This is a genomic window from Steroidobacter sp., from assembly GCF_036406195.1.
Taxonomy (GTDB): Bacteria; Pseudomonadota; Gammaproteobacteria; order Steroidobacterales; family Steroidobacteraceae; genus Steroidobacter.
This window is the reverse complement of the sequence record NZ_DASWVW010000006.1, coordinates 37,046-56,380: the sequence shown is the minus strand read 5'-3', so window position 1 is coordinate 56,380 and position 19,335 is coordinate 37,046. Positions and strand designations below refer to the sequence as shown.

The 19,335-nt window shown below is 62.8% G+C and carries 10 protein-coding genes; 8 read left to right on the top strand and 2 right to left on the bottom strand.

Translation table 11 applies throughout. From position 1 onward, the window contains the following. Positions 1-14 precede the first annotated feature (14 nt). Positions 15-2,333, bottom strand: coding sequence for a penicillin-binding protein 1C (gene pbpC / locus VGE08_RS02015; protein WP_331066177.1), 2,319 nt, complete (start codon positions 2,331-2,333; stop codon positions 15-17). Then, positions 2,330-8,203, bottom strand: a complete 5,874-nt coding sequence (locus VGE08_RS02010; protein ID WP_331066176.1) for an MG2 domain-containing protein — start codon at positions 8,201-8,203, stop codon at positions 2,330-2,332. The genes pbpC and VGE08_RS02010 overlap by 4 nt, the downstream gene beginning before the upstream one ends. Before the next feature lie 197 nt (positions 8,204-8,400). Between VGE08_RS02010 and VGE08_RS02005 the strand changes: the two genes are divergently transcribed. The 8 genes from VGE08_RS02005 (at position 8,401) to VGE08_RS01970 (ending at position 19,334) form a co-directional block, all read left to right on the top strand. Further along, positions 8,401-8,862, top strand: a complete 462-nt coding sequence (locus tag VGE08_RS02005; protein WP_331066175.1) for an OsmC family protein — start codon at positions 8,401-8,403, stop codon at positions 8,860-8,862. 83 nt (positions 8,863-8,945) lie between these two features. Next, complete coding sequence (locus VGE08_RS02000; RefSeq protein WP_331066174.1) at positions 8,946-9,596, top strand: hypothetical protein; 651 nt, start codon at positions 8,946-8,948, stop codon at positions 9,594-9,596. A gap of 11 nt (positions 9,597-9,607) precedes the next feature. Then, positions 9,608-12,079, top strand: coding sequence for a glycogen/starch/alpha-glucan phosphorylase (locus VGE08_RS01995; RefSeq protein WP_331066173.1), 2,472 nt, complete (start codon positions 9,608-9,610; stop codon positions 12,077-12,079). 106 nt (positions 12,080-12,185) lie between these two features. Continuing rightward, entirely contained in the window at positions 12,186-14,084 is a 1,899-nt protein-coding gene (gene glgB, locus VGE08_RS01990) for a 1,4-alpha-glucan branching protein GlgB (protein ID WP_331066172.1), read from the top strand. Between the two features lie 97 nt (positions 14,085-14,181). After that, positions 14,182-16,347 (top strand): glycogen debranching protein GlgX, encoded by a 2,166-nt coding sequence (gene glgX / locus VGE08_RS01985; RefSeq protein ID WP_331066171.1) that lies wholly within the window; start codon positions 14,182-14,184, stop codon positions 16,345-16,347. Then, a complete protein-coding gene (malQ, locus tag VGE08_RS01980; protein WP_331066170.1) occupies positions 16,348-18,540 on the top strand; it encodes a 4-alpha-glucanotransferase in 2,193 nt (730 codons plus the stop codon). A 95-nt stretch (positions 18,541-18,635) separates the two neighbouring features. Continuing rightward, positions 18,636-19,016: a VOC family protein gene (locus VGE08_RS01975; RefSeq protein WP_331066169.1), complete on the top strand. Its 381-nt coding sequence runs from the start codon at positions 18,636-18,638 to the stop codon at positions 19,014-19,016. A 135-nt stretch (positions 19,017-19,151) separates the two neighbouring features. Beyond that, positions 19,152-19,334: a hypothetical protein gene (locus tag VGE08_RS01970; protein WP_331066168.1), complete on the top strand. Its 183-nt coding sequence runs from the start codon at positions 19,152-19,154 to the stop codon at positions 19,332-19,334. Position 19,335 lies beyond the last annotated feature (1 nt).

The following is a 19,335-nucleotide window of genomic DNA, read 5'->3' as shown; positions in this document are numbered from 1 at the left end:
CGCGCTCGAAGGAGCTATCGCACCAGCTCGACCACCAGCTCCCTGCTGTCCGCTCGCCCGCGATCATCCACCGTCCGCACCAGGTAGCGGCCCGCATGCGCCGGCTGCCAGCCGACGGCGACGCCCGGCGTGCCCGTGCCGACGTAGCTTTCATCCACGAACCAATGCAATCGACGCACCTCGCTATCCGCATTCGCCACCAGCGGAATGGTTTCACTGCCGACCTGCCCGCTGCGCACCGTATAAGTCACCGCGATGACTGGCGACGTAATCTGCGGAGCAGTGCCACTCGGCACATCGCGCTGGCATTCAGCGGGCGGCGGGGGTTGCCGCCGCGGCATTCCTGCGCGCGCGAACAGTTGTAACAGATCGGTCGGCCAGAACTCGTAGACCTCACTGCGAGTGAACTTGGGATCGTAGGGCGGGCATGCTTGCTCACCCGTTCGCGTATCCACCCAGACGCGGCGATGAATCTGGCTGACGCGAATCGGCGAGACCCCCGGGATGTACCAAGTGCTCACGACCTGCGGGCATTCCGCATTCGGCAGATCGCCCGATGCGCTGCAGACCTCGACTCGCTCCAATCTCGGTGGCTGACGATAGATCGGTTCGATCAGTTTCTCCCTGGCCGCCAGGGCATCGAGCAGCCGGAAGAACAGCGGCGCCGCGGCCTGCACACCGACGAACGCGGGATTGCCACGACCGTCGAAATTGCCAACCCACACCACCAGCACATAAGGACCGAAGGTGCCCGCGGTCCATGCGTCGCGAAACCCCCAGGACGTGCCGGTCTTCCACGCCGCCTGAACGCCGCTGCGTCGACGAGCAAACGAGTCGTCCGGTCGCGGCGCTGAGCGCAGCATATCCAGCGTCATGAAGCTGGCTTCTTCCGACAACAGACGAACACCTTCGGCTCGCGGCTCGTCGGCGAGGTAACGAATCGGCGCGAGGCGCCCGCGATTCGCGAGCATCGCATAGAGCGTCGCGGCCTCTTCCATGGTGACTTCGCCGCCGCCGAGCGTCAGCGCGAGGCCGTAGTGTTTCGCGCTGGCCATCTTCGTGATGCCGGCGCTGCGCAGAAACTGATAGAACGAGGGCGTCGACAATTGCGATGCCAGTGTCAGTGCGGGCACATTGCGCGAACGAATCAGTGCCTCGCGCGCAGTGATGGGCCCGACGAAGCGGCCGTCGAAGTTCTCTGGATTGAAGGGGCCGAATGCCGTCGGCGTGTCCTTCAGCACCGTTTGCGGATGGATCACACCCTGGTCGATGGCCAGGGCATAAATGAATGGCTTGAGCGCCGAGCCGGGCGAGCGCTTCGCCTGTGTGCCATTGACCTGGCCTTCGATCGCGGCGTCGAAGAAATCGGCCGATCCGACCAAGGCGCGCACCGACAGGTCGCGATAGTCGACCAGCATCGCTGCCGCGTTGTGGATGCCAACGTTGCTGTGTTCGCGGACATAGGTTGCGATGACGCGTTCGAGAGTTTGCTGCGTCTGCAGATCCAACGTCGTATTCACCGAATGGACGGCTGCCGGGCGTGGCCGCTGCAAGACTGCGTTCGTGAAGTGTGGGGCGGCGAATGGAAGATCACGCAGCGAGGCGTAACGCAGCGGCGTCGCGACGTATTCAGCTGCTCCAACCGCCTCGGGATGTTGCTCCACCCATCTTGCGAAGAGCCTCATGCGTGCCGCTCGAAGATCGTCCGGCTCGTCACCTTCCGGCGCTCGGCGCGCAGGCGATTGTGGGATGACGACGAGGGTCAGCGCTTCCGACAGGCCGAGTCCTGCCGCGGACTTATCGAAATAGATCAGACTCGCTGCCCCGACACCCTGGATGTTGCCTCCGTACGGCATCAGGTTCAGATGCGCTTCCAGCAGCTCCCGCTTGGAGTAACACAACTCCAGCTGGACGGCATGGACGATCTGCTCGAGCTTGCCGCTGATGGTTCGTGTGTTGAGGCCATACATCAGACGCGCAAGCTGCATCGTAATCGTCGAGCCGCCAACTCGCGGCCCGCCCGAGTAAGTCGAAACTGCTGCGCGAACCAGCGATGCGACGTTCACGCCTGGATGCCAGTAGAAGTGCTGGTCCTCGTGCAGGAGCAATGCCTCGACCAACTCCGGTGAGATGTCCTCCAGCGGCGTCCACAATCGGTACTGCTGATCGCTTGCGAGCGTGAGACGCAGCAAACGTCCTTGCCGATCGAAGACCGCGGTCGAGGATGCAATCCGCTCGGCCAACGGCTCTCGCGGCCACAGGCGAATGGCTGCCAACGTCATCGCTATGAGAACGATGACGACGGCAACGCCAATCGCCCGACGCCAACTCACGGCCGAGACACCTCGATCTTTCCCGCCGCCGACCGGCCAATCACGCTCCGGTCGTACATCGCCTCGCCATACGCAGGCGGCGTAACAAAGCGTCCAACGTTCGTCGCCTTGATCCGATACACGATCTCGGAGACATCACTCCCCGCGTGGGCATAGAACACGACGCGGTCTTCTCGCATATCCGCGTACTGCAGCGCCGCGGTCACGTTGCCGACGCACACCTGGCAGTGCCATCCGGTGAAGTTCTGTCGCCATGCGCCCGGTTCATCGGGGCTTGCTTCAGCGAAGGGTGTCGCCGCTGCTTCATTCGGCACCACCAGCTCGAACCCGCCTGGTAACAGATCGACCAGTGCGACATTCGACAGCTCACCCTGCTTCAAGCCTCTGAACTTCAGGTGCACATCCACCTGCTGTCCCATCGTGATGCTCGTGATGGGCTTGCCGTTGCTGTCGGTGTATTCGCGCAGGACCTCCAGCCCTTGCTTGATCGCTGCGGTTGGCGGCTTGCGATCGAAGCCCGACTGCTCGATCAGGTAGTAGGCATTGAGACCGCTCATGTTGGTGAACTTCAGCGCTGCCGCCTGATCCGTGAACGCGACCTGCGGGAACAGGCCATCCGGCAGCGTGAGCGCTCGAACGGTCTTGTTCTTCAACACCTCTGCGATCGCCAGGTTGCGCGCCTTGCCTTCCGTTGCCGCGGCATAAGCATCCAGCGCCAGCAACGTGGTGCCAGCCGACAGCGAATGGTAATGACCATCCGTCACCCGCTTCGCCATCGACGTAAACACGTCGCTCGGCAATTTCTCCAGACGCTCCGGGAAGTGCCGCGAGATGACGAACAACAGCAACGCATCCCGTGTCATCGAATCGTTGTACAGCTCATCCGTCGGCACATCGAAGCGCGTGCCCGCTATCAAGCTCTCGGCGTCTCGCTCCTGCCGCATCAAATCCAACGTCGCCGCCAGCCACGCCGCGGTGAGATCCTTCTCCCACTCGCCGCGATAGCGCTCAGCCAGGCGCTTGCGCGCGGCCGCGACTTCGGCCGCCATCCGCTGGCCTTGTCGCGTCAGCAGATACATCGCATAGGCACTCTGCCGCTCGTCGCTGAGATTGTTGCCATCGCGGCGGGCGACCGAGCGCAGATAGTTGTTGCCATTGGTGACCAGATCCCCAGGCACGGCCTGGCCGCGTTCGCCCGCTTCGATGAGCAGATGCTGCGCGTACAGCGAGACGAACTCGACGACGTGATCACCGCCCGGCCACAGTTTGTAGGCGCCGGCATCGTTCTGCCGGGAGCGCAGCTGGCCGATCAAGGACGAAATATTGGAGCCGTCTCGCGACTGCACGTAACCAAACTCGGGCCGCGAGGTCAGCAGCACCGCAGGCATGGTCATGCTCACGATCTGTTCGGTGCACGCATACGGGTAGTTGGACAGATACGCGACGAAGCCATGCGCGAACTGCAGTGGCAGCATCGACGCGCCCGTCTGCAACTTACGATGATGCGGATACATCTCCCGTTCGATACGAATCTCACGATCGCCTCGCTCCAGGACACCCGCGCTGAGCTGCGTCATGAACGGAGTCGCCGGCCGGACACTGAGATCGATACGGCGCTTGCCACTGGCGTTCCCCGCGCTTGCGATAAAGCTCATGTTCGCCGGGCCCGGCACATCCTTGGCGCGCAAGCGGAAGCGAACCGAACCTTCGCGTCCCTCGGCGATGTTCACTTGCCGGCGCGCCTCGCCGACAACTTCGAGGCCGCTGTCCGTTTCCAGGCTCACGGCTACGGACGCGTTCGCACCCGAGCCCTCGGCGTTGTTCGAAACGCCGACGCTCACGTCGAATTCATCGCCAGGCGACACGGTGGTCGGCGCATTTGGCGACAACACGAAGTCGCCGCGAATCACCGTGCGACTCTCATGCACGCCGACGCTATCGTCAGTGACCGCAACTGCCATCACACGCAATGTGCCGTTGAAGTAGTCCGGCACCGTGTACTTCAGCTCGCGCGTGGTCGAATCCGCATCGACGATGCCCGACCAATACACGACTGGCTTCTCGCCTTTGCGACGGAAAGGATTCAGGTGCTTGCCGAGCAACGCTTCGGCGTCGCCGCCAGGCGCGGCCGCCAATCCCAGCTGCCGGAACTCGGGCAGGATGAGATCGAGAATCTGCGCGGTCGAGACCTCCAGTGCCCGCTTCTGGAAGAAATAGCCCAACGGGTCGGGCGTCTTGTACGCGGCCACCTGCAGGATGCCTTCATCGACGGCGAACAACACCAGGCGCGAAGGCCGCGCCGTGCGATAGCGGAGAGTCAGCTCCTGCCCGGGCTTCAGTAGCGATGCGGTCTCGACCGCGACAGGATTGCGTCGCGCATCCACCGCGATCGAGAAGGGCTGCACGCCGTAAGACAACGGGCTCGTGTAGATCTCCGACGAACCTGTATCCCGCACAAACGTGACGGAGATGTATGCGTTGCCTTCGAGGCCTTCCGGCAGCGTGATTCGTTGTACCGAGCTGGTGGTCGAGGTCTTGAACCACTTCCACGCGTACACCCTTTCGCGCTCGATCGTGATCAGACCCGCACCTTCATAAGGAGCGCGAACGGACACTTCGACTTCCTCGCCGGGTGCGTAGTCGCGCTTGGAGAGGGTCAGCTCCAGCTCGGCGTTCTTCTCCAGCGTGCGTGTGACGTTGCCCTCGCCCGCCACTTGATACTCAAAGCGTGCCAGCTGCTGGCCCGAGGCATCCTTCACCACATAGGCGAAGTTGCCGGGCGCATCGGTCGCAAGCGGGAGCGAATGGCCGGTCGCGGGAATCGTCAGCGGCGTATCGCCGAGCGAAGTTTCCTTGCGACGTGACTCGTACTTATAAACGCCGTTCGCCTGACGCATCAGCACAGAGACGAAGCGCGTCTCGAGCCGCGACAGCACCAAGCTGCCGACTTCAGTGCGCTGGGCCTTTGGATCGATCGCAATCAGGTGCACGGTGCGCTTGCCGTTGCGTGGCAGGTAACCCAACTCGCCATCGGGCTTGTAACCAACCAGGTACGGCATGCTCGAAACCAGCTGCGCCGCCTCAGCCGTCACGCCGCGGCCGCCATCGGCTTCGAAGCCTTGCGAGACGAGGTGCACACGGTAGGTTGCCTTGGCGAAGCGCTGCAGATTGAGCGCGAGCGTTGCCTTACCTTGCGCATCCGTCGTCGCATCTTCGAGCCGCTCACTGAAACCTTCGCGAGCGTACTGTGGGTCATGGAACTGATAGTCCGGGTACGCACGGAATGAAGGAATGCTGGGGCTGAGCGTCAGATTCGAGACGATGCGGCGGTTCTCCGCCGGCGTGCCGAACAGATTCTCCAGTTGGATGTGCGCTTCGAGATTGTCCGGCGGCACCCAACCTTCCGCGGACGCTGCCGAGAATGTCGCCTTCATGCGCAGCCGATCCGGCTGGAAGTCGCGCACTTGCACGGTCGTCGAACCGATCAGATCGGCGCGGAACTGATCGCGCACGATGGCTAGCGACAGCGTGTATGTGCCGGTGGCCGATGTTTCTTGCGTCGGCTGCAGGATCTCGCCAAAGCCCGCGGGGCCAGGCTCGAAGGTCTCGCGTCGGATCACAGTGCCCCGTGGGTCGATGACTTCGAGGCGCAGCGGTAAGCCGGAGAGGCCGCGGCTCCAGTCCTGGTTGCGAATCAAGGCGCCGGCGCGAATTTCTTCGCCGGGCCGGTAGATGCCGCGGTCCGAAAAGATGAAAGCGGACAATGCCGCGCGATCCGCACTGCTCTGCACGCCGCCGATATCGAAGCGCGACAGATCCAGCGAGCGGTCGCGCTGATCGAGCGGCAAGAACGAGCTGTCGCCGCCACGCCGCGCCAGATAGAACACTGGCGCGCGCTCGCGCTGAAAGCTTCTCAGGTCCGGGAAGCGCACATGCCCGTCGGCATCGCTGGTTTCGGTCAGCACGGGCAAGCCGTTGCGGCCGATGATCTCCACGGATGCGCCGGCCACCGGTGCGCCGGTCGCAATGGATTGCACGAACACGTCCTGCGAGCCATCGACCGAACGTTTGACGACCATGCCCAGGTCGGTGACGACCAGCAGTCGCGCATCCGCCAGCCGTGCGCCCAACGTTGCATTCCACTCCTCCGGCGCATATTCCAGCGGACGGTCTGTATCGGGGTTCCACGCCTGTACGCGCAGCAGGAATACGCCGCGGCGATCGCCCGCGGTGTCGTCGAGATACTTGCCGAGGTCGACGGATTCGTACTGCGCTTTGCCGGGATCGCCGCCTGGCAGCCGGATCACTTCATAGAATCGTTCCGTGATGTTGGCGGATTCGAACACCCAGCTGTTGAAGCGTGGCGTGGCGAAATTGCCTCTGGTCTGCGTTACCAGGTGTTGCAGCTGACGGGGCAGCAGCCGGCCGATCTCGACACGAATGGCCGGCAGATTGCGCGCGAACAGACTCACTGTCTTCTCGCCCGACATCGAGAGCAGCGAGCCTTCGTGCAGGATGCTCAGTTCGCGCGGGAACTCCGGCACTCGCGTGAGGCGCTCGACAGTGTCGCCGAGCACGTAGCCGCCGAAGGATTTCAGGCCGGCATCGATCTTGATGTACAGGAACCGGCCGGGTGCCGCCTGATAGCGGAAGCTGTGCAGCTCGTAATGTTCCTGCTCGCCGGGAATCTGCTCCAGCTTCAGCTCGTTCTGCGGAGTCAGCACCTCCGGACGGAAGGTCGTATTGCTCCATTGATAGGGTTGGCCGGGGCTGCTGCGCTCGAATTGCGCCTGCAGCGTCGGATCCGGATGTTTCTCTGGCAACAGCCACACTTGCACCTTCGGCGGCAGATCGCGCTCGGGCACCGAGAAGGACGTGTTGATGAGCACGACCTGGTCGGGCTCGTTGCGCTCGTCGCGCACGATGTCGAGCGCGATGTTGGAGATCCTGAGACTGTTGAGTCCGGGCACTTCGACACTGGCGCTCAGCGTATCCTTGGACTCGTTGCCACCGCGCGCGGCGCGCGTGCCGGGCTCGATAGTGATTTGCAAACGCCCCGCCTTGGGCGGCACTTCGAGCTGTGCCGAATGCACGAAGGCGTTCAACTTCAGCTTGTCGTAGATGACGGTGTAGCTCGGCGCGGTCAACTCCTTCTCGATCTTGTCGTTGACCTTGTTGAACATCCTCAGCCGCACGCGCTTCTCGAAGCTTTCCGGCTCGACCGGATGCGAGAAGTTGATGCTCGCGACCACTTTCTTGTTGCCCGCGACCACCGGGTCCTGGTGGAACTCGGTGTTGCTCAGCTTGGCGACGAACGGCGGCGTCTGGAACTCGAACTGGTAACTCTCCAGCGTGACGTGACTCGCCGCGAAGTTCTTGCGCGACAGCCTGACCTCGTAGCGCTGACCGATGGGCCAGTCCGCGGCCGGCTGGAAGCGCAGGGTGCGATCGTCATCCCAGAACCACTGGCCCGCGACGGCCGGACTGATGTCGATGCCCGCTTGCTTGGGGTCGACAGGATGGCCGGCGCGTTCCAGCGTCGCGGTCGACGCCGAGAAATTCAGGATCAAGGGATTCGGTGGGCCGGGCGGCTCGCAGGCATAGCAGGTCAGACCGGGGGCGTTGACCATGAAATGAGTGAGCACGGGTTGCGGTCGATTGACGTACCAGCGCCAGGTGAACACTCCCGCGGCGATCAGGGCGACGACGCCGGCGAGCGCGAGAGCTGCGCCCCGGGGATTGGACCGGATGGAGGCATTCAGACCGGTGGCGCCCCGCCGGACGGCGCCCGTCGACGTGGCGAGCCATCCAGGCGGCTGCCAGTTCAGTTCGCCGAAGATCGTCCTCAGAACGCGCCGGAACCGTTCCATTCAGCAACCTCGTGGGTGTGCCAGATCAATGCTCTAACCGGCCAGGTCGCGGCCTTAGCCGGCATGTTGGGCGGCGATTGTGCCCGAGGCCGGGCGCGAATGTGGCAAACCCATGGCGGGCGGGCGGCGCGCGAGTGACAATGCCGCCCCGCCGGCCAGCCCGGCTCCTCGGCCATCCGCCATGAGGGCCATCCGCCATGAGTGAGTACACCGCGACTGTCTGCTGGCGGCGCCTCGGCGCAGTGTTCACCGACAACAAGTATTCCCGGGCCCACGAATGGCGCTTCGACGGTGGTGTGGTGGTGCCCGGCTCGAGCTCGCCGCATGTGGTCCGAGTGCCCTTGTCCGATCCCACTGCCGTGGATCCCGAGGAGGCCTTCGTGGCCTCCCTGTCGAGCTGTCACATGCTGTTTTTCCTGTCTTTGGCCGCCCAGCAGGGCTTCGTGGTCGACAGTTACGAGGATCGGGCGGTCGGCGTGCTGGCCAGGAACGAGGCCGGCAGGATGGCCATGACGGTGGTCACTTTGCGGCCCAAAGTGGTGTTTTCAGGCCGCGAACCCACGGCCGAGCAGCTGGCCGAGCTGCATCATCGCTCGCACGATGAATGTTTTATCGCCTCGTCGGTCAAAACCGAGGTGCGCTGCGAGCCGGTTGCGTAATATCGCTGCCCGCGTAGCATCCGCCGTTTCTCTGCCGGCAACGGCGCTCTTTCAATCTGGGACTTCGACCATTCGGGACTTCGATGACTGCGACCGCCTGCATGAACGAGACTCGTGACCTGTTGCCCGCGTCCGCCCGGCGCCTGGCTGTCTGCTGTGCCCTGCTGCTGCCGTTGCTGGCCGGCTGCTTCGGCGGCAAGTCCGGGGCGGTGTGCCCGGAGCGGAACGAACCTTACCTCGCCGCGCGCAACAATCCGCCGCTGAGAGTGCCCGAAGGCATGACGCAGCCGAATCGCTCCGAGGCCCTGATCATTCCGGAGGCCAAGGCCAGCACGCCGTCCGGCCGCACCGCATGCCTGGATGAGCCACCATCCTATTTCCGCTCGACCGGGACGACGGCACGCTCGCCGGAGGAAGTGGTCGCGAGCTGGGCGCAGGCTTGGGCAAACCGCGAGGCGGATGCGGTGGTCGCGCTCTATTCTTCCAGCTTCACCGCGCCCACCGACTCCGCTGGCAGCGCGGCCTGGCTGGAGCAGCGTCGCGAGCAGGTGGCCACCGGCCCGACGCCCGATCCGCAAGTCGAAGGTCTGCGAGTCGAGCCCGATGGCGACGACCGGCGCGTCGTGCGGTTCATTCAGAAGTTCGGCACCAATTCGTTGCGCAAGGAGTTGACCCTGGTGCGTGAGGGCGCATCGTGGCGCATCGTCGCGGAGAAGGTGGCCGAAGTTAAGTAAGAGAGGCATTCATGGCGCAGACTTCTGCGATTCGAACGGCGGCGCCGCTGCGCCTCGGCGCCGTCCGGCAAGCGATCATCGATCGCCTGGAACGCGTGATCGGCAAGTCCATCGAGACCGCCAGCCGCCGCGACATCTACGACGCACTCTCCATCGCCGTCCGTGAAGAGCTGGCCGAGCGCTGGATTGCCACCGGCAAGCGGGTGGCGCGCGCGCGCGTGAAGCGCGTCTGCTATTTGTCCGTGGAATTTCTGCTCGGACGCAGCTTGATCAATGCGCTCTCCTCGTTCGACTCGGATCTGCTCACCGAGGTGCGCGAGACACTGGAATCGCTCGGCTACGACCTGGACCAAATCGCTGCCGAGGAAGAGGACCCCGGCCTCGGCAACGGCGGTCTCGGCCGGCTGGCCGCTTGTTTCCTCGACTCGCTGGCCACGCTGGGCTACGCGGCGACCGGGTACGGCATTCGCTACGACTACGGCATTTTCACGCAAGTCATCGAGAAGGACGGCGCGCAGCGCGAAGTCGCGAGCTCCTGGCTGGCCTTTCCCAACTTCTGGGAGAGCGGACAGGGCGCCGTGCGTCACCGTGTGCGCTTCGGCGGCCAATGCCGCGCCACTCGCGAAGAACAAGGCCGCGTCCGTTATGAATGGGTCGATACGCAGGATGTGTGGGCTGTCGGTTATGACTTGTTCATTCCCGGCAATCGCAGCCCGACCGTGAATCACCTGCGCCTCTGGTCGGGACGCGCGATCACGCCGTTTCGTATCGAAGCCTTCAATCAGGGCAACTACGCCGCCGCCGTGGCCGAGCAGATCGAGGCGAAGAATCTCAGCCGCGTGCTGTATCCCGACGATTCCACGCCGCAGGGCAAGGAGCTGCGTTTCAAGCAGCAATATTTCTTTGTCAGCGCGTCGTTGCAGGACTTGCTGGGCCAGCACCTGGCCGAACGCCGGCCGCTGAAGGATCTGTCTTCGGCCATCGCCGTGCAGCTCAACGACACGCACCCGGCGTTGACCGTCGTGGAGCTGATGCGCTTGCTGGTCGATACATACGATATGGAATGGTCGACGGCGTGGAAGATCACGCGCGAAGTGTGCGGCTATACCAACCATACGCTGCTGCCCGAAGCGCTGGAAACCTGGCCGGTGTCGTTCTTCGAACGGCTGCTGCCGCGCCATTTGCAGATCGTGTATCAGATCAATCGCGATTTTCTCGAAGAGGTCAGCGCGAAGTTTCCGCAGGACCTGGATCGCCGCCGGCGGATGTCGCTGATCAACGAGGATGGCGATCGCCGGGTACGCATGGCCTATCTGTCGGTGGTCGGCAGCCATCGCGTGAATGGTGTGGCCAAGCTGCATTCCCGGCTGATGCGCGAGACCATCTTCGCGGATTTCGCCGAGCTGTGGCCCGAGCGGTTCACCAACGTTACCAACGGCATTGCCGTGCGCCGTTGGTTGAAACAAGCCAATCCGCTGTTGTCCGCACTGCTGACCGAGAAGCTGGGGTCGGCGTGGGAGAACGATCTGGAAGATCTGGAGCGGCTGAAGTGGGCCGTCGATGACGGCGAGTTCTTGAATCGTTTCCGCACCATCAAACGCGCCAACAAGGAGCGGCTGGCAAAGACCATCCATCAGCTGCTCGGTGTGACCGTGAGCGTCGACGCCATGTTCGACGTGCAGGTCAAGCGCATTCACGAGTACAAGCGGCAGCTGTTGAACCTGCTGCACGTGATCGCTCGCTATCAGCATCTGCTGGAAAATCCCGGCGATCCGACGCCGGCGCGCGTGGTGATGTTCGCCGGCAAGGCGGCGCCGGGCTATCACATGGCAAAAGCCATCATCAAGCTCATCAACAACGTCGCGCACGTCATCAACAACGATGTGCGGATTGGCGACAGGCTGAAGGTATGTTTTCTGCCGGATTACGACGTGTCGCTGGCGCAGGAGATCATGCCGGCGGCCGATCTGTCGGAGCAGATCTCCACGGCCGGCATGGAGGCTTCGGGCACCGGCAACATGAAGCTGTCGTTGAATGGCGCACTCACTATCGGCACCCTGGACGGCGCCAATATCGAAATCAAAGACGCGGTCGGCGATGAGAATATTTTCATCTTCGGCATGACCACCGAAGAGGTGATCGCGCGCCGGGCGCAGGGCTACTCGCCGGCCGATGCAGTCGCACGCAGTCCCACCTTACGGCGCGCCATCGAGCTGCTCGAGTCGGGCTATTTCACGCCGGACAACATCTTCGATTCCAAGGTGGTCAGCGACCGGCTGCTCAGCCATGGCGAGCATTTCCTGGTGCTGGCGGATTTCCACGACTACATGGCGGCGCAGGCGCGCGTCGATGCCTTGTTCCAGAACCCGGATGAATGGACGCGCAAGTCGGCGATCAATGCGTTGAGCATGGGACCGTTCTCCAGCGATCGCAGCATCCGCGAGTACGCGGATAAGATCTGGGGCATCAAGCCGGTGTTGTAAACCAGTGGCTGGCGGTTTGCGGTTGGTGGTCAGTATGGGAACCTTCATGAGCGCCACATTCTTCTTTCCGCACTATCCACTAACCACCAACCGCTAGCCACCGCTTATGACCTCCGCGCTCTCCGATCTCGATCTGCACTTGTTCGGTGAGGGCAATCATCACCACATCCATCAGAAGCTCGGCGCGCATACCGAGGTTCACGACGGTGTCGCGGGCACGCGCTTCGCGGTGTGGGCACCGAACGCGCGACGCGTCAGTGTGGTCGGCGACTTCAATGATTGGGATGGCAATCGAAACGTGATGCAGCCGCGCGGCCAGTCCGGGGTCTGGGAAACTTTCGTTCCCGGAGCTGGTCCGGGCGCGGCGTACAAATTCGAGATCATCGGCGCGCACGGCCAGCATTTGATGAAGGCCGATCCGTATGCATTCCAGATGCAGCTGCGGCCCGACAGCGCTTCAGTGATCGCGGACATCGACGGATACGACTGGGGTGACGCTGAATGGCTCGATCGCCGCCGCAACTGGGATCCGCTGCGCGCGCCCATCTCGATTTATGAGCTGCATCCGGGCTCCTGGCGCCGCTCGTGGCATCGCAAGCCCGCGTTCCTGACTTGGGACGAGCTGGCCGATCAACTCATTCCATACGTGCTCGACATGGGTTACACCCACATCGAGTTGGTGGGTGTGGCCGAGCATCCATTCGACGGCTCGTGGGGCTATCAGGTGCTCGGGCACTTCGCACCCACGGCTCGGCACGGCACGCCAAAGGATTTCATGCGTTTCGTGGACCGCCTTCATCAGGCGGGCATCGGCGTCTTCATGGACTGGGTGCCAGCGCATTTTCCACGCGACGGGCATGGCCTCGCCGATTTCGACGGCACCGCGCTGTATGAACATGAGGACCCGCGCAGGGGCGAGCACATGGAATGGGGCACGAAGATCTTCAATTACGGCCGCCACGAGGTGCGCAATTTCCTGATCGCGAATGCACTGTTCTGGATCGAGCAGTACCACATCGATGGCCTGCGCGTGGACGCGGTCGCTTCCATGATCTATCTCGACTACGCGCGCGCGCCTGGCCAGTGGACGCCGAATCAGTACGGCGGCCGCGAGAACCTGGAAGCCATCGATTTCCTGAAGCAGCTGAACTGGACCGTGGGCCATTACTTTCCCGGCGTGCTCACCATGGCCGAAGAATCGACGTCCTTTGCCGGCGTGACGCGGCCGGTGCACCTGGGCGGGCTGGGCTTTCATTTCAAATGGAACATGGGCTGGATGAACGACACGTTGCGCTACATGGCGCTCGATCCCATCCACCGCCGGCACAATCACAACCTGATTACGTTCTCGTTCGTGTACGCGTTCTCGGAACATTTCATCCTGCCGCTGTCGCACGATGAAGTGGTGCACGGCAAGCGTTCGCTGCTGGACAAGATGCCCGGCGATGAATGGTGCAAGTTCGCCAACCATCGCTTTCTGGTGGGCTACATGATGACGCATCCGGGCAAGAAGCTGATGTTCATGGGCGGCGAGTTCGGCCAATGGCACGAATGGCGCGACTATGAAGACCTGGCCTGGGCGGCGCTCCAGTATCCACATCACCAGCAGTTGCAATCCTGGTGTCGCTCGCTGAATCGCGTGTATCGCGACTATCCCGAGCTGCACGGCAGCGACAACAGCTGGGAGGGATTTCGCTGGCTGGAGGCGGACAATGCCAACGAGAGCGTATTCGCGTTCATGCGCCAGCGCCTGCCCGGCGAAGGCGGCACGCAGTTGCTGATCATTTTCAATGCCACGCCGGTACCGCGTGACAATTACACATTCGGCGCACCGGTCGCGGGCCGCTATCGAAAGTTGCTCGACAGCGACGCTGTGGAATTCGGCGGCTCGGGCTACTCGAGGCAGAGCGAAGCGCACGCGCACCAGGAGCCGTGGCGTGACTTTCCCGCGCGTATTACGTTGAACCTGCCGCCGTTGTCGGTCGTGATCTGGGCGCGCGATTGAGAATCCGTTAGAAACGGCTCATTGGGGCAAAGTCAATCAGGCACTTTCGCGATTCGCTACTTTTCATGCGGCCCCCGGATCGGTCACCATTCGCGCGATGAACGCTGTACCCGCCGACTACACCGCCGCCCACCTGCAATCCGGATCGCCCGCGCCGCTGGGTGCCACCTGGACTGGCAATGGTGTGAATTTCGCGGTCTACGCCAGCGGCGCCGCGCGCGTCGAGCTGTGCCTGTTCGATGAGAAAGGCGAACGTGAGCTCGTGCGGCTTGCCATGCCTGAACGCACCGAGAACGTCTGGCACGGGTTCCTGCCGGCCCCGCACGGCGTGCCGGGTGTGGTGTACGGCTATCGCGTCGACGGTCCCTTCGATCCTTCATTCGGCTTGCGACACAATCCTCACAAGCTGCTGCTCGATCCGTATGCGCGCGCGCTGGCTGGCAAGTTCGAATGGAATCCGGCGCTGTTCGGCCATCAGCCGGATCAGACGACCGAGCTGCTGAATACCCTGGACAGCGCGCCCTACACGTACAAGGCGCGTGTGGTTCACGCTGAATTTGCGTGGAGCGAGGATTGCCCGCCGGCAGTGCCGTGGCGTGACACCGTGATCTATGAGTTGCACGTCAAAGGATTCACCAAGCTGCATCCGGCGGTGCCCGAACGCGAGCGCGGCAAGTTTCTCGGCCTGGCGCACCCCGCCGTCGTGAACTATTTGAAGCAGCTGGGCGTCACTGCGGTGCAGTTACTGCCGGTGCAGGCGTTCGTTCCCGAGGAATTTCTCGTCAAGCGCGGGCTGGTGAACTACTGGGGCTACAGCTCGCTCGCCTGGTTCGCGCCGCATCCGGACTACGGCGTCGAAGATCCGATCGCCGAATTCCGGACCATGGTGAAGGCGCTGCACGCGGCGGGCATCGAAGTCATTCTGGACGTGGTGTTCAATCACACCGTCGAAGGCAACGAGAAAGGGCCGACGCTCAGCTTGCGCGGCCTCGACAATGCCGCCTACTACAAGCTCGACAGCACCAATCTCAGCCGCTATGTGGATCGCACCGGCACCGGCAACACCGTGAACATCGGTCATGCGGCGGTTCGCAAGCTGGTCGTCGACTGCCTGCGTTATTGGGTCGAAGAGATGCACGTCGATGGCTTCCGCTTCGATCTTGCTGCCACGCTGGGTCGCGATAACGTACCGTTCCGCACCGACGCGGCATTCTTCAAAGCAGTCGCCGCCGAGCCATCGCTGCGCTATGTGAAGCTCATTGCCGAGCCTTGGGACGTAGGTGCCGACGGTTATCAGCTCGGGCGTTTTCCCGCGGGCTGGTCGGAGTGGAACGATTTGTATCGTGACACGGCGCGCGGCTTCTGGCGCGGCAATCCCGGCATTCTCGGCAACTTCGCCGAGCGCTTCGCCGGCTCCAGCGATCTGTTTCGGACCAGCGGCCGGCGGCCGACGGCGAGCATCAACTACATCGCCTGTCACGACGGCTTCACCGCGTATGACGCCACGGCGTACGAACAGAAACACAACGAGGCGAACCTCGAAGGCAATCGCGACGGCCACAATCACAACCTGAGCTGGAATTGCGGCGCCGAAGGGCCGAGCGACGATCCGGCGGTGATCGAGCTGCGCGAACGGCAGATTCGCAATCTGCTGGCCACGTTGCTGCTGTCTCAAGGCGTGCCCATGCTGCTGGCCGGCGATGAGTTCGCGCGCACCCAGTTCGGTAACAACAATGCCTACTGCCAGGACAACGAGATCAGCTGGGTCGACTGGCAGGCCGCCGAGCGGCGCAGCTGGCTGACGGCATTCGTACGGCAACTGCTCACACTGCGGCGTTATGCGGCCGGGCTCCGGCGCGATACCTTCTTGAAGGGCGCGCGCCAGGTCGATCGTGAACACAAGGACATCAGCTGGCGCCATCCGCAAGGCCACGAGCTGACGGCCGGCGATTGGCATGATCCGAATGCACGGGCCATCGGCGTGCTGATCGGCCACGCTTTCACGGATCCTTATGGAACACCGAATGGACATTTGCTGTTTCTGTGCAATGCCGGCCAGCAACCCTGCGATTTCCTGTTGCCCGCGCCAACCACTGGCATGGTCTGGCGAACTGTGTTCGACACGGCGCGCTGGCGTGCCAACGATCTCGGCGACCGTCTCGGCGCCGGACAGAATTGCGTCGTCGCGCCGCATTCGTGCGTGTTGCTCGCGGACGGCGACGCTCCCAGTGCCATACGCAGTGGGTTCTCGCTAAGAACGTAAATGCACAACCCGATCCGCCAACTCGCCCAGTTGCACGGAATCGCGGATTCCTATTTGGATTTTCGTGGCCGGCCCAAAGAGGTCTCGGTCGAATCGCAGGTCGCGATCCTGGCTGCAATGGGCGTCAAGGCCGACGACGATAGGGCGGCCGAGGACGCCATTCATCGCTATGAAACGCAGCGTTGGACCGGGTTCGTGCCGCCGGTCGCCGTGTTCAGTGAAGGCAAGCCGATGTCGGTGCCGATTGCGGCGCCGGTGGATCTGGCGGCCAGGAAGGTCGATTGGAACGTCACGCTCGAAAGCGGTGAGCCGCGCTCGGGCACGGCACCGTTGTCCAAGCTGACGACCATCGAAGAGGCGAGCATCGATGAGCGTTCGTATCGACGCCTGTCCGTGCCGTTACCCAGCTTGCCGTTGGGATATCACACGGCTTCCTTTGCTCTCGACACAGGCTTGCAAGGCACGTTGCGCGTCGTGGTCACGCCCGAGCAATGTTTCGAGGCGCCCGCTATCGCCGAGGGCAAACGGCTTTGGGGCATTGCCGTACAGCTGTATTCGCTGCGCGCTGACGACAACTGGGGCGTCGGCGATTTCCGGGATCTACGTCGCCTGATCCGGCTCTCCGCGCCGCTTGGCTGCAGCATCATCGGTTTGAATCCGCTGCATGCATTGATGCCGGCGAATCCGGCGCACATCAGTCCCTACAGCCCCTCGAATCGGCAGTTTCTCAACGTGCTGTACATCAGCGTCGAGGATGTGCCGGATTTTGCGGAGTGCGAGCCGGCCGGCAGGCGCGTGGCCGAAAAAGCTTTCCAGGACCTGCTGCAAGAGCTGCGCGCCACCAGGAACGTCGATTACGTGCGCGTCGCGGCGGCAAAGTTCGAAATCCTTTCCTTGTTGTACGCGAGTTTTCGCGAGCGTCACCTTGCTCAGAACACGCTGCGGGCGCAGGCATTTCGGCAGTTTCAGGAAATCCAGGGTGCTCCGTTGCGCCTGCACGCCATCTACGATGCGCTCGACGGTCACCTGCGTTTGCAAGGTCCGCAGTATTGGGGCTGGCCGAGTTGGCCCGAGGAGTATCGCGAGCCGACCTCGTCGGCGGTCGAACGCTTCGCACGCGAGCGCGTCGAAGACGTCGAATACTTCGAGTATCTGCAGTGGCTTGCGGCCGAGCAGTTGGCGACCGCGCAGAGCACCGCTCGTGAAGTGGGCATGGCCGTGGGCCTGTACGGCGACATTGCCGTGGGCGCCAATCCCGCGGGATCGGAAACCTGGTCGAACCGACATTTGTATTTGCAAGGTGCGTCGGTCGGTGCACCGCCCGATGCGCTCGCGTTGAAGGGGCAGGACTGGGGCATTCCGCCGCAGGATCCCACCGAGCTGCGCAATCAGCAGTACCAGCCCTTCATCGGTCTGGTCCGCAACATGATGCGTTACGTGGCGGCGCTGCGCTTCGATCACGTGATGACGTTGTATCGATTGTGGTGGGTGCCGCGCGGGTTGCTTTCGAAGGATGGTACGTACGTCCACTATCCGCTGTCCGACCTGATAGCCATCCTGGCGCTGGAGAGTCAGCGGCACCACTGCATCGTCATCGGCGAAGATCTGGGCACAGTGCCAGAGGCCATGACCGAGGCGATGGAGCATTACCGCGCCTACCACTACAAAGTGTTGATGTTCGAACAGTTGCCCGATGGCACGTTCAAGCGGCCCGACGCCTACGTCAAGCATGCGATGGCAGTAGTCACGACGCATGACTTGCCCACGCTGCGCGGGTGGTGGGAAGGCAGTGATATCACATTGCGCGCGCAGCTCGAACTGTATCCGACAGATGAGCTGCGGCAGCAGGCTCACGATGCGCGAGTCCGAGATCGTGTCAGCTTGTTGCGAGCGTTGGTCGAGGCAGGGCTTTGGCACTGGCGTGATGGCGACCCGTTGCCGCCCTATTCCGCTGCGCTGTCTCGCGCTGTGCACGCTTTCATCGGTTTGTCGAGCGCGAATATCGCGCTGGTGCAGATCGAGGATCTGATCGGAATGACGGATCCAGTCAACGTGCCGGGCACCGATACCGAGCATGCGAACTGGCAACGCAAGGTATCCGCGTCACTAGCTGACATATTCTCCAGTGCGGACACTAAAGATATTCTTGCGGCCATGGACACGGCTCGCAAAGGTGTGAACCCGAACGGGTGAGCCGCGTTGCGCTTCTGTTATCGTGCGCGCCGCCAACGACGGGTCCACCCGTCGTAGCGACGGACCGCGGCGATCCAATAGTCAAGGGGAACATCATGCACCGCAGTCGTCTCGCTGGCTTCATCATCGATTGCAAGACCGACGATCTCGAACGGGCCGCGCAATTCTGGTCTGCCGCCTTGGGTTACTCGCTGCGTCCCAAGAGCGAGGAGAACAGCCCGATCTATCGCTGCCTGGAAACCGAAGACCTTGGCCTCCATGTCGAAGTGCAGAGCGTCGACCACGACAGCCGCGTCCACCTCGACATCGAAACGGATGACATCGAAGCCGAAGTGAAGCGCCTCGAGGCGCTGGGCGCCAAACGCATTGGCACGGTGCACACCTGGTGTGTCATGGAAGCACCTACAGGTCAGCGATTCTGTATAGTTCGACCCCAGAACAAAAACTTCGCCGCCACCGCCCACGAGTGGAAATGAGCCGGAAATTGCCGGCCGCGGCAGGGGCATACAAAGGTATTACGTTGTCGGTGGATCCATTGCGCTCTGTCGTGCGTTAGCCCCGGGCGAAAGCAAGACAGCGTGCGAGATGGACCCGCCTGGGAGGAAACAAGCATGATCTTTCGACCGAGACAGTCCGATGCCCTGCCGCTGCGTCCGCGTGTGACGCCCGATCCGGAGCGCGCCGCCGAGTTGCAACGTCGCATCGAGGCACTTCAGTACCAGCCCGAGACCGGCTTTCACCGCGATCGTCTGCAGTTCAAAGCAGAGCGACCGGTGCTGCGGCTGGTCAAGTGAC